Origin of the sequence: Alcaligenes ammonioxydans (assembly GCF_019343455.1) — a bacterium.
Lineage (GTDB): Bacteria > Pseudomonadota > Gammaproteobacteria > Burkholderiales > Burkholderiaceae_B > Alcaligenes > Alcaligenes ammonioxydans.
In genome coordinates, this window is the sequence record NZ_CP049362.1 from 3,119,765 (window position 1) to 3,131,607 (window position 11,843).

Here is an 11,843-nt window from a genome sequence, read left to right on the forward strand (position 1 = left end):
CCCCTTAAGGCAGAATGGCAACGTGATTCAGGCCAGTTTGTTCTGGCAGGCCGAACAGGATATTCATATTCTGCACGGCTTGACCGGAAGCACCCTTCACCAGATTATCCTGCACCACCAGAATAATCAGCTGATCGCCGTTACCGGGCCGCTGCACGGAAATACGCAGCTGGTTGGAAGCGCGCACCGAACGGGTTTCAGGCAGGGTACCAGCCGGCAACACATCCACAAACGCTTCCTGCGCGTAGCGCTGCTCATACAGGGCCTGGAAGTCAGTGTCCATCGCCTCAGGCTTGATGCGGGCATAGATCGTGGAAAACATGCCGCGAATCATGGGCACCAGGTGGGGCACGAAGGTCAGACCAACCGGGCCGCCGGCCAAACGCTGCAACTGCTCCACAATCTCCGGATGGTGACGGTGACCCGACACGCCATAGGCCTTGAAGTTGTCGCTGGCTTCCGCAAACAGATTGGGAACCGAAGCCCCTTTGCCAGCACCGGACACACCGGATTTGCAATCGGCAATCAGGTGCTGAGTATCAACCAGCGCCTTGCCACCTCCCAGCAAGGGAGCCAAGCCCAGCAGAACCGTAGTGGGATAGCAGCCGGGGTTACCGATCACCTTGGCGTGAGAGATCTTGTCGCGCAGCAGCTCGGGCAAACCATACACCGATTGGCTCAAAATATCGGGGCAGCTGTGTTCCATCTTGTACCACTTCTGGAACACGTCCGTATCTTGCAGACGAAAGTCCGCTGCTAGGTCGATCACACGCACGCCTGCAGCCAGCAAACGCTCGACCTGGCTCATGGCAACACCGTGGGGAGTGGCAAAGAACACCACGTCGCACTGTTCCAGATTGGCATTTTCAGGAGTAGAGAATTTCAGATCCACATGGCCACGCAAGTTCGGATACATATCCGAAACCGGCACGCCATCCTCTTTGCGCGAGGTGATGGCGACCAGTTCCACCTGAGGGTGCTGACTTAACAGACGCAGCAACTCGACCCCGGTGTAACCTGTACCGCCGACAATCCCTACCTTGATCCGGGTATCGCTATGTGTAGCCATGAACTTTCCTGAAAGAGAGACAAGCAAAAATTCTATCTTAACGTAGTCCTGCCTGTTCTCAAGCAGCAGACCCGGTAAAGCAGGACAAATGTAGCCAGCAAACAAAAACCCCGGACAGGTCCGGGGTTTTTGAGCACCATAAACAGGTCGCGAGGCGAATTAACGCTTGCTGAACTGTTTGCGGCGACGTGCTTTGTGCAGACCGACTTTCTTACGCTCAACTTCACGAGCATCACGAGTCACCAGGCCAGCTTGTTTCAGAGCCGTCTTCAGTGTTTCGTCGTAGTCGATCAGAGCGCGGGTGATGCCGTGACGGGCAGCACCGGCCTGGCCGCTTTCGCCACCGCCATGCACGTTGATCTTGATGTCGAAGGATTCAACATGGTTGGTCAGCACCAGAGGCTGACGCACAATCATGCGACCCGTTTCGCGAGCAAAGTATTCGTCAACAGGCTTGCCGTTGACCACGATTTGGCCCGAACCTTTCTTGATGAAGACACGAGCGACGGAGGTCTTGCGACGGCCCGTACCGTAATTCCAGTTACCGATCATGACCTATCCTTAGATGTCCAGAGTTTTAGGCTGTTGAGCACTATGAGGATGCTCGGCACCAGCGTAAACCTTCAGTTTCTTGGCCATGGCGTAGCCCAGAGGGCCCTTTGGCAACATACCCTTGACGGCCTTTTCGATGGCACGGCCTGGGAAGCGCTCTTGCATGGTTTGGAAGTTGGTTTCGTAAATACCGCCTGGGTAGTTCGAGTGACGATAGTACTTCTTATCCTGTGCCTTGTTACCGGTTACGGCAATGTCAGCAGCGTTGATGATAATGATGTAATCGCCGGTATCAACGTGAGGGGTATATTCGGGTTTGTGCTTACCACGCAAGCGGCGTGCGACTTCGCTGGCCACACGACCAAGGACTTTGCCTTTAGCGTCAATCACAAACCAGTCACGTTTGACTTCAAGCGGCTTGGCCACGAAGGTCTTCATGATGGTTCCTAAATATTAAAATTTCGGGTCAAGGCAACATGCCTAACCCCTACAGTCCACCCGCTTTTTCAAGCAAGGCAGCTCTATTTGACCCTGCCAAGACGTTATATTCCGCCCGTGCATTTCTGCCAAATAGCTCGCCATAATAACATAAATAGTGGAAAACACGAGGTTTTTGTACGAAAGCACCGATTTTTTGCCACACCCAGGCCGCGCTTCATAAAAAGAAAGCACGGGTTTCATCTCTGCGCACGCTCCAGCAAGGCTGCGAGTATTTTTCCACCTCAACGCAACACTCTCTTGCGGCGCCTTCCAAAAAGCCTCCCTACCTTTAGGTCCACTGATCAGACCCACCCCCTGCCCCAGAGCACCAGCCAATAAAAAAACCCCTGCTTCCAACCGGGAAACAGGGGTGAACAAGCTGGACCTGCCAAGCCCGAACAGAGTGCTCTGCCCGGACTCAGATACTGGGATCAGCCTTTTTTCTGGTTTGCCAAAGCAATGCCCAGGTAGTTGTCGTAGGAGCCTTCGGCCACGCGGAACCAAGGCACAAGCGCATCGCGGAAACCCATGTAATCGTCGTGAATCTTCTTGAACATGGGGTCCTTGTCGCAGAATTCCTTGTACACGATATTGGCTGTTTTGAAGGACTCATCCATCACATCACGCGGGAAGGCTTTCAAAATGGCGCCGCTGGCGATCAGACGACGCAAGGCGCCTGGGCTTTGCGCGTCGTACTGGCACAGCATGCGCTCGCCGGCAGCACGCGACGCAATTTCAATCAGCGACTGGTATTGCTTTGGCAGTGCCTGGAAAGCGGCGTCGTTAACGTACAGCGACACTTGCGCCGAACCTTCCCACCAACCGGGGTAGTAGTAGTATTTGGCCACTTTCTGAAAGCCCAGCTTTTCGTCATCCACGGGACCGACGAATTCCACGGCATCCAGCGTGCCTTTTTCCAGCGATGGGTAGATATCGCCCGGCGGCACTTGCTGAGGCACCACACCCATACGGGCCAGCACTTCACCGGCAAAACCGGCCGTACGCATCTTCAGACCTTTCAGGTCTTCCAGAGAATTGATTTCCTTACGGTACCAGCCGCCCATCTGGGTGCCGGTATTCCCGAAGGAAAAGTTGATGATGTTACGGGTCGCGAATAACTCTCGCAGCAGTTTCGTCCCGTTGCCTTCCTGCATCCAGGCATTCATCTGACGCGCGTTCAGCCCAAATGGCACTGCCGTATCAAAGCTGAACGATGGATCTTTGCCGTAGTAGTAATACGAAGCTGTCTGACCACACTCAACGGTGCCGTTGCTGACCGCATCCATCACACCAAAACCGGGAACGATTTCACCGGCCGGGTACAAACGGATATTGAAGTTGCCATCCGAGGCCTCTTCCACCATCTTGCAAAACGCCTGAGCGGTCGAAAACAGCGCCGGGGTGGCGGGGCCGTATGTCGATGTCAGCTTCCAATTAACCTTGGGATTGCTCTGGGCAATAGCAGGGGCAGCAATAGCGGCAGTACTGGCGACCGCACCAAGACCTGCCTTTTTCAGAAACGAGCGACGCTGCATGAATAAGCTCCTTGTGGGGATTCAATAACCGGGAAATATTTTTATGCTAGGGATAGTACACTGGCGCGACCCGAATGGGGGGCTGCGAAAGCCCGGATTATCCCGCAAATCGGGGCTTTGATCGTCGGCTCCTTGATCTGGCACATTGGGCAGGCACTTTCATCAAAAACGCCCCCCAACCCTCATAGGGAAACCGCGTCCTCGCCGGTCTGGCGGCTTGCGGCACCGTTAAGGACAGACCAGGCACTGGCACGGCAAACAGATCAGGCGCCGGCTACCGACATCTGTTCGATCAAAATCGAGCCCGTGCGCTTGGAGCCGGCGGCAAAGGTGTCCGCCCCCACAGCCACGATCTGGGCAAACATCTCAGCCAGATTACCGGCAATGGTCACTTCCTCCACCGCATGCTGAATACGGCCATTTTCCACCCAGTAACCAAACGCGCCCCGCGAATAATCACCTGTCAGGTAATTGACTCCCTGACCGATCAGCTCGGTCACCAGCAGGCCGCGGTCCATCTTCTTGAGCATGGCATCCAGATCATCCTCAGGGCGGGTGAGCCGCGAGCTAAGCAGCAGGTTGTGTGAACCACCGGCATTACCCGTGGACGGCATACCCAGCTTGCGACCCGCGTACGACGACAAAAAGTAGCCTTTCAGCTCGCCAGCACGCACCACGTCGCGGTCCGCCGTGAGCACGCCTTCCGAATCAAACGGCGCACTACCCATGGCAGCTGCCAGATGCGGGCGCTCCAGCACATCAATGTGCTTGGCCATGACGGTCTTGCCCAGCGAATCGAGCAGAAAACTGGTTTTGCGATACAGGGCCGACCCGCTGGTGGCCTGCACCAGAGAGCCGATCAGGCCCACAGCCAGCGGAGCCTCGAACAGGACTGGGTAGCGACCCGTAGGAATACGGCGCGCCGACAGGCGCGACAAGGTACGCTCGGCCGCGTAACGCCCGACCGATTCGGGACTGGCCAGACGGGATGGATCGCGCGAGCTGCTGTACCAGTAATCGCGGTGCATATTGTCACCCTTGCCAGCAATAGGGCTGACACTGAGCGAATGACGGCTGTAGGGGTAGCCGCCCAGAAAGCCGCGGCTGTTGCCCATCACAAAATGTCCTTCCAGCGTATCGACCGAGGCGCCTTCCGAATTGCTGATCAGAGGGCTCAGTTCCAGCGCGGCCTGCTCGGCGCGGATAGCCAGTCGGGCAGCCTGATCAGCATCCAGCAGCCAGGGATGGTGCAAATGCAGGTCGGGATACTGCTGCGCCAGCATGTCTGCTTCAGGTAAACCGGCAAAGGGATCTTCAGCGGTATAGCGGGCAATATGCCAGGCCGCCTCCACCGTCTCACGCAGCGCCTTGACGGAAAAATCGGAGGTGGAGGCCGAGCCGCTGCGCTGGCCCGCAAACACGGTCACACCCAAGGAGCGGTCTTGCGTCTGCTCTACCGTCTCCAGTTCCAGCTGACGCACGGAGACCGCCAGGCCCTTGTTTTCGGAGATATCGACGGCAGCATCACTGGCGCCCAGTTTTTTGGCATGCCGCAGCGCCTCGTCCACCAATTCACAAAACTGGAACTGATTGGCACTGATCGACAATTGAGAAATAGTTGGATGACTCATTGCTACTCTTTGAGGGTTAGGCGGTTATCATAGCCAATTGGCGACAATCTTTGCTATTTCACTTCTTATGGCCCGTCCACGCACTGAAATCGATGAAAACGGTTACGACCGTCCCAGCAAATCGCAGGTAAAACGCGAGATGCACGCTCTGCTCGATCTGGGCAAACGCCTGATTGAGCTCTCGGACGACAGACTCAAACAGTTAGATCTGGGCGAGCCCTTACTGGCCGCCATCAAGGATGCCAAACGCATCAGCCCAACGGCGCGGGAAGGACGGCGCCGCCAGATCCACTATGTGGGCAAGCTCATGCGCAATGTGGACCCTGAGCCGATCCTGAAACAACTGGATGTCTGGGAAAATGGCTCCAAAGAAGAAACCCGTGCCATGCACAGGCTGGAGGCTTTGCGCGACCTGTTGTTGCGTGATGACGACGCTTTGACCGAATTCATGAATGAGTTTTCCGGGGCCGACATCCAGCAATTGCGCACCCTGATTCGTGCCGCACGCAAAGAAGCGGAGAAAAATTCCACACTGGCACAAGGCCAGGACCCGCAGCGCAAACACTACCGTGCCCTGTACCAGTACATCAAGACCTTGGTAGATCTTTCGGAGTCCGCATGAACCCTCTGCTTGAGTCGATTGAGATTGAAACCGGTGCCAACCCCCAGCATGCCATTATCTGGCTGCACGGTTTAGGCGCCGACGGCCATGATTTTGCCCCTATCGTGCCCGAGCTGGGCCTGCAAGACGCTCCGGCCATTCGTTTCATTTTCCCGCATGCCCCCATCCAGCCTGTCACCATCAACGGTGGCATGGCCATGCGTTCCTGGTACGACATTTATGTGGCGGATCTGGTGCGCCGCGAGGACGAAAGTGGTCTGCGTCAGTCACAGATCGAAGTGCAGAACCTGATCGCCCGTGAAAACGCCCGTGGTATCCCCACCGAAAATATTGTGCTGGCCGGCTTTTCCCAAGGCTGCGCCATGACCTTGCAAACAGGCCTGCGCTTGCCCGAGCGTCTGGCGGGCATGCTCTGTCTGTCGGGCTACCTGCCTTTGGCCCATGCCGTCGAAGCCGAGCGTCATCCCGCCAACCAGAATACCCCCATTTTCATGGCGCACGGCAGCATGGACCCGGTCGTCCCCCTCAGCCGTGCTGAAGCCAGCCGCCAGCAGCTCGAGGCAATGGGCTATCAGGTGCAATGGAATGTCTACCCCATGCCCCACGCAGTCTGTCCGGAAGAAATCAGCGCCATCGGCGGATTCCTCAGACAAGTCCTGCGCTAACAGGACCATGGAACAAAAACACCGCTGCAATTGCAGCGGTGTTTTTTTCAGCCTTTGCTGATTACTGATACATCCGGGCAATTCGCTCCTGCCAGGTTTTCTCACGAACCAACATGCCGTCCTCTTTCAGTTCCCGCGTGAAAGTGAGATAAAAATAAGACTCATCGGACTCGATCCTGGCACGCGCCAACAAATCAATCTCCCGTCCCTCGATGGTAAAGAGGTTGCGCCGCTCGCCCTGATAACGCGCCTGGGCAGGGCGGGCGTCATTGACCTCCCAGCGGTAGCGCTCCTGGGAACGGTACAGATTGTCATGCAGGACCCAACTGAGTTCATTGCTGGCGGTAAAACTCGAATCCCCCGTCTCCTCATCACGGGTACTGCTAAAGACAGGGCCATCCGAATCAATCACACGTCCGAACGGAGCCGCTTCGCTGGCCTGGGGCGGTGACATCCGGCAGGCCTGGGACCCTTGGTCACGCAGGGGCACAACCGGCAAATCCACCCAGGTATCCACACCCGTAAACAGACTGGTCGCCCCCGGCGTCGGACTAGGCCAGATCATGGGGAACTGTGCATTACTCACTGCAAAGCGGATACGGTGACCAGGTTTGAAGCGCCACGTTGTAAAGTGAATGGCGGTATTCAAGATAGTGGGTTCTCCCGGCACCAGGGCTTGAGGCTCCAAGCGCGAAAACCGCTGCGAAGGATTAATGACCGCTCCGCTGACCAGTGAAACGCGCCCGTCCGGGGCCACATCCTCCAGGCGCACGCTCCATTGGTAGAAGGGTGCATCGGCTGCCACTTTCAGGCGCACCTGGGGCATGCCCATAATTTCCATAGCCTCTGTCAAAGGCGCGGAATCATAGACCAGACTGTGCATATCATCGGCCGCCATATCCCCGGTCTGCTCGCCCCACCAGCCGCCGCCAGCCAGCCCTGCCCCCGCCTTGTAACGCAAGGTCTGGGCCAGGCCGGATGCGGCGGGCGCAGGCGACAGCCCTTGCCCTGCTTGAGGATACCGACGTTCAGTAATGGCCCCTTGCACCGGCCACTGTGCATCGCAACGCCAATAACCAGGTACGGTTTTCAGATCGGTAGCGGGCGCATGACCGGTACGCATGAAAGCCATGCGAGCGGGTTCCTGCAAGATCCCGGTGTCAATGCCCTTGAGCCAGTAATCCCACCAGCGCAATGCCTTCTGGCGCCATTCATAGTTGGGGCCCGGTACGCCGTATTCCGGCCAGGCATGGTTCCAGGGCCCCATTTCCACAATGACGGGCGCCGTGGAGGTACGGCTGACATCCAGTGCAAAATCGCGATAGCCATCGAGCAGCCCCCCAATCAAATAGGCCGGGACCTCCAAAGGTTGTTGCTTGAAGGCCAGAGACTGCGCGCGCCAGAACTCGCCATCCTGTTGTTGACGTAACCAGGTAAAAATCCAGGGTTCACGATCAAAGCGGTTCTTGAAGTAGGCCTCGTCAATCCGGTAATCCGGACTTTGCGGCATGGCATTATCGGTATCGATCTGGTGCGCATACGAGTCGATATGCAAGGCGCCGTCAATATAGTGGACATCGTTGTAGAACAGATCGGTCGAACCATGGGCCGCAATAATCGCCTTGAGCGCCGGCGGTTTTCTGTGGGCCGTCATTAAAGAGTTGAATGCGCTCCAGGACAGGCCGTACATGCCCACCTTGCCGTTGGACCAGGGCTTGCGGGAGAGCTGATCAATCAGCTCCTGGGCATCGGCAATCTCGGCGGCGGAATATTCGCTGACAGGAACCGGCCCGGTGCTGCCTCCCGTGCCACGCACATCGACCCGGGCCAGCACATAACCGCGTTTCGCAAAGTAGGAGCCGTAATCGTAGTCGCCCAAGGCGAAGAAATCGTCCTTGCGATACGGCAGCATCTCCAGGATGACCGGAAAGCTCTCATCCGGAGAGCGGGCCAGTGGCCGGTAATAAGTCACTGCCAAACGTACGCCATCTCGCATTTCCAGGAAGTCGTTCTCCATGGAAAACTCGTAATGGTTGTTCTCTGGTGTCATCCCTGTTTGCCCCGAGCAGCCCAGCAGGCCAAGCACCAAGAGCAAACCAAGCATCCATCGCTGCCAGGCAGCCAGCATCAATCGCATCATTATGTCCCCGGTATGGGATGCCATCGTTGGCGGGCATCCTCCATGCAGATGACAGCAGCCCGCACCATGCGTACTGGCTGCCAGCACCAGCGCATCATAGACCCGTCACCGTTGAGTGAATCGGGACATCAAGGGGACAATTAAACGGGTATTTCCCGTTAAACGAGGAGCGGCATGCCTGTGCCTAGTCCGAACGACGCGTCTCACCCAGATCCAGCCAGACCCGACGCATGCTGGGATCTTCCGGGTCTGCGTCGTTCTGGAAGCCCAACCGCTTCATCAGGGCCTGCATGGGCGTATTGGAGGCCAGCACATAACCATCAATGTACGTCAGGCCCTGTTCGGCGGCGGCCTGAATCAACGCCTCCATCAGGGTCACACCCAGGCCGCGACGCTGCCAGGCGTCCCCAATGACCAGCGCATACTCCGCCCCCCGTCCATCACCGTTACGCAAATAGTGGGCAAAGCCAATGATTTCGTCACGGGGATGGTTACGATTGTCCGGATTGGGGGAACGCACGGTTGCAATCAGCGCCAGCTCCCGGTCGTAGTCGATACGGGTGTAGCGCGACAGCATCCGTGGGGTCAGCTCACGCAGCATGGACACGAAACGCATGTAGCGGCTTTCATCCGACAAGCCCCGCATGAACGTCTGCAGGGCCTCGGCATCTTCCGGACGGATAGGCCGCAAGGTCCAGCGCTGTCCATCCTTGAACTGGCGCCGCTCGATCATGTGACGCGGATAAGGATGAATCGCCATGTGGCGGTAGCCCGCCGTCTCGGGCAGCACCAGCATGGACTGCCTGCTCAGCGAGATTGAGATGCTCTTGATATACAGGCTGTTCTCGCCCGCCATGATGGGATCGAGCACAACCCGGCGCACGCCGGGCAGCTCGCTCATCAAGTCCGACAAGCGTTCCAGGACCTGCAAAAGCTGCGTCAGGACCAAAGGCGTCAGTTGCGAGGACAGGCTCTTGCGCCAAAGGGGGCTACGTTCGACCAGCTGGCGCGCCAGATACCGGTTCAGCGGAGGCAATTCGACCGCGGGATAAGACGATGAAAGCCAATCGGCATGATCGGCTGCGCCAAAAACGGCATAAGGGCCGAGCTTGTCATCGGTCTCAAAGCGAATCCCCATCAACGGCACATCCGGGTCGGGCTCGCCTTGATCGTGGGTCACCCGCAGATCAATCACGGGAACATGGAAATAACGCAGCAGATCACGGCACTCCTGCTCGCTGGCTTCACGGCGCTCACTTTGAATCTGCCGTACCAGCTCACGGGCAGGCTCCACCTCTGGCAAAGTGCCCAGCGGCAAAGGCGGCAGGGTTTGCTGTGACAAATGCTGGTTGTAGTGATAACGAGCCAGCAGGTCAAAGGCGTTGGCAGCCGTATCCGGGGTACGGAAAGCAGGCGTGCCCACGCCATCGAGCAAATGACGCAAGGGGCGCATATCCGCGTCCCCAATCAGGCAAGTGATGATGGGTTTGCGCGCACTGGCCGACAACATGGCCAGCTCGCGGGATACGGCCGGCATGTCGGCCAGCGGATCGGGCGTGAGCAAGACCAGGACGCCGTCGATATCCTTGTCATCGAGCAAGGTGGAAATAACCGAATCGATGCGCATGGGCGTCAATGGCACATAGGTCACCACCGGGTTCTGAACCTGATCACCAGGAGCCAGGAGGTTATCCAGGGCTCGCTGGGTCGAGGGTGCCAGTTCCGGGCACGTCACTGCAGCATCCGCCCCTAACACATCCAGGGCCATCTGCGCAGCCCCATTGCCGTTAGAGAACAGGGCAATGCGCCGCCCTTTGGGGCGACGGGTGTAAACCAGCACTTTCAGGGCCGAGAACAGCTGCACAAAATAACGTATGCGTACCGCCCCCACACGCCGCATCAAGGCATTGAACACGGCCTCGTGCGCCTCACCCTGCTGACGCTGGGCGCCAACTTTCAAGACCACCACTGGCTTGACCGCCGCCACCGCATGTAAAGCGCTGGTAAAACGACGCGAGGCCGGTGTGTGCTCCAGATACAAGGCGATGCTGTCCGTGCGTGGGTCCATGGCCAGATACTCCAGCACTTCAGGCACGTCGATCACGGCCTCGTCCCCGACGGACACAATGGCAGAAAAGCCCAGGCTGACATCTTCAGCCCAGTCCATCAAGGCCGAGGTAATCGAGCGTGACTGGGACACCAGAGCCACCCGGCCCGCCAGCGCCATTTGTGGCTCATGACTCAAATTGATGCCCAGATGCGGCCGCTGTATTCCAAACGCGCGCGGCCCCAGCACCAGGCAATTATTGATGCGCGCCCAGGATCGGGCATACACCATGTCTTCCATGGGATCGCGGGAGGCCAGATTCGAGGGCAAGAGCAGCACCACTCGGGGCTTGTGGACGCGAATCGCATCCAGCGCCTGCGGCAAGCGCACCGGCTCGATACAGACCAGCGCCAGATCCAGGCGCTGTGTACCTGTCAGCCCTTCAAGCCGGTCGGGCACGATAACCTGGGTCGCCGTAATACGGGCCTGGGTAATGCGGCCCACCAGCCGCCCCGGCACATCCTTGATAAGCGGCAAGGGTAATGTGGATACGACCAATACCGAACGGGGCTCAAACAATGCTGTCAGACGATGCCTTAAGGCTGCCATGATTGTTCCGCCATAAGAAGACCACACACCAAAATAAACAATTCCCTCATCTTAAGCACAGCTGTCTACAAATAAAAGAGACCGGACTGGCGATATCTGTTTTGTGTCATACATCCGTTTTTTTTCCTCTACGAGCTATTTATATACTTTCGTATAGGATTCATACGCCAATGCCTGGGCAAAAACCTCGCAAAGCCAGTCGCAAAGCGGCTTGCAGCACGTAAAATAACAGTCGTTCGGAAAGCGGGACCTTTCGTTCTCTCTGACAGGAAAAAACACATTATGTCCAACGACGGCAGTCGAAGAACGATGCTGCCCAAGCCCACCAGACAGACATAACCCGCGGGTTTGACTGCTGAAGCGGCTTGCGCAGCACGATCAGGAGTCAACCATGCATCGCCTTACTCATACTGGACCGATCCGGGCCCTAACCCCGTCGGGCTCGCATCTTGCCACACCTTGCCCTCGCGAGCGCGCGGTTCCCAACCGCCGC

Annotated in this window: 9 protein-coding genes; 2 read left to right on the forward strand and 7 right to left on the reverse strand. The window is 57.5% G+C overall.

Annotated features, from left to right (window positions below):
* Window positions 1–4: 4 nt before the first annotated feature.
* The 5 genes from argC to pmbA all read right to left on the reverse strand — a co-directional run bounded on the left by argC (window position 5) and on the right by pmbA (window position 5,267).
* The gene (argC, locus tag FE795_RS14280; RefSeq protein ID WP_131070905.1) at window positions 5–1,069 is read right to left on the reverse strand and encodes an N-acetyl-gamma-glutamyl-phosphate reductase; all 1,065 of its coding nucleotides are present in this window, start codon (window positions 1,067–1,069) and stop codon (window positions 5–7) included.
* Window positions 1,070–1,228: 159 nt separating this feature from the next.
* Window positions 1,229–1,621: a 30S ribosomal protein S9 gene (rpsI, locus tag FE795_RS14285; RefSeq protein ID WP_003801832.1), complete on the reverse strand. Its 393-nt coding sequence runs from the start codon at window positions 1,619–1,621 to the stop codon at window positions 1,229–1,231.
* A 9-nt stretch (window positions 1,622–1,630) separates the two neighbouring features.
* The gene (rplM, locus tag FE795_RS14290; protein WP_003801836.1) at window positions 1,631–2,059 is read right to left on the reverse strand and encodes a 50S ribosomal protein L13; all 429 of its coding nucleotides are present in this window, start codon (window positions 2,057–2,059) and stop codon (window positions 1,631–1,633) included.
* 473 nt (window positions 2,060–2,532) lie between these two features.
* Window positions 2,533–3,636 (reverse strand): TRAP transporter substrate-binding protein, encoded by a 1,104-nt coding sequence (locus FE795_RS14295; protein ID WP_003801838.1) that lies wholly within the window; start codon window positions 3,634–3,636, stop codon window positions 2,533–2,535.
* A gap of 263 nt (window positions 3,637–3,899) precedes the next feature.
* Window positions 3,900–5,267, reverse strand: a complete 1,368-nt coding sequence (gene pmbA, locus FE795_RS14300; RefSeq protein WP_003801840.1) for a metalloprotease PmbA — start codon at window positions 5,265–5,267, stop codon at window positions 3,900–3,902.
* Window positions 5,268–5,334: 67 nt separating this feature from the next.
* On the opposite strand from pmbA, the gene yjgA reads away from it, so the two are divergent.
* Window positions 5,335–5,889: a ribosome biogenesis factor YjgA gene (gene yjgA, locus FE795_RS14305; RefSeq protein ID WP_003801841.1), complete on the forward strand. Its 555-nt coding sequence runs from the start codon at window positions 5,335–5,337 to the stop codon at window positions 5,887–5,889.
* A complete protein-coding gene (locus tag FE795_RS14310) occupies window positions 5,886–6,554 on the forward strand; it encodes an alpha/beta hydrolase (protein WP_003801843.1) in 669 nt (222 codons plus the stop codon). Before yjgA ends, FE795_RS14310 begins: the two co-directional genes overlap by 4 nt.
* A 61-nt stretch (window positions 6,555–6,615) precedes the next feature.
* Here the strand turns inward: FE795_RS14310 and FE795_RS14315 are convergent, their stop codons facing one another.
* Window positions 6,616–8,694, reverse strand: coding sequence for a CocE/NonD family hydrolase (locus FE795_RS14315; RefSeq protein ID WP_230406205.1), 2,079 nt, complete (start codon window positions 8,692–8,694; stop codon window positions 6,616–6,618).
* 184 nt (window positions 8,695–8,878) lie between these two features.
* On the reverse strand, window positions 8,879–11,350 hold the full coding sequence (locus tag FE795_RS14320; protein WP_219235099.1) for a bifunctional acetate--CoA ligase family protein/GNAT family N-acetyltransferase: 2,472 nt from the start codon (window positions 11,348–11,350) through the stop codon (window positions 8,879–8,881).
* Window positions 11,351–11,843: the final 493 nt, after the last annotated feature.

Coding starts and splice junctions, on each gene's coding strand:
- argC (WP_131070905.1), bottom strand. CDS start 1,069: ATGGCTACACATAGCGATACCCGGATCAAGGTAGGGATTGTCGGCGGT.
- rpsI (WP_003801832.1), bottom strand. CDS start 1,621: ATGATCGGTAACTGGAATTACGGTACGGGCCGTCGCAAGACCTCCGTC.
- rplM (WP_003801836.1), bottom strand. CDS start 2,059: ATGAAGACCTTCGTGGCCAAGCCGCTTGAAGTCAAACGTGACTGGTTT.
- FE795_RS14295 (WP_003801838.1), bottom strand. CDS start 3,636: ATGCAGCGTCGCTCGTTTCTGAAAAAGGCAGGTCTTGGTGCGGTCGCC.
- pmbA (WP_003801840.1), bottom strand. CDS start 5,267: ATGAGTCATCCAACTATTTCTCAATTGTCGATCAGTGCCAATCAGTTC.
- yjgA (WP_003801841.1), top strand. CDS start 5,335: ATGGCCCGTCCACGCACTGAAATCGATGAAAACGGTTACGACCGTCCC.
- FE795_RS14310 (WP_003801843.1), top strand. CDS start 5,886: ATGAACCCTCTGCTTGAGTCGATTGAGATTGAAACCGGTGCCAACCCC.
- FE795_RS14315 (WP_230406205.1), bottom strand. CDS start 8,694: ATGATGCGATTGATGCTGGCTGCCTGGCAGCGATGGATGCTTGGTTTG.
- FE795_RS14320 (WP_219235099.1), bottom strand. CDS start 11,350: ATGGCAGCCTTAAGGCATCGTCTGACAGCATTGTTTGAGCCCCGTTCG.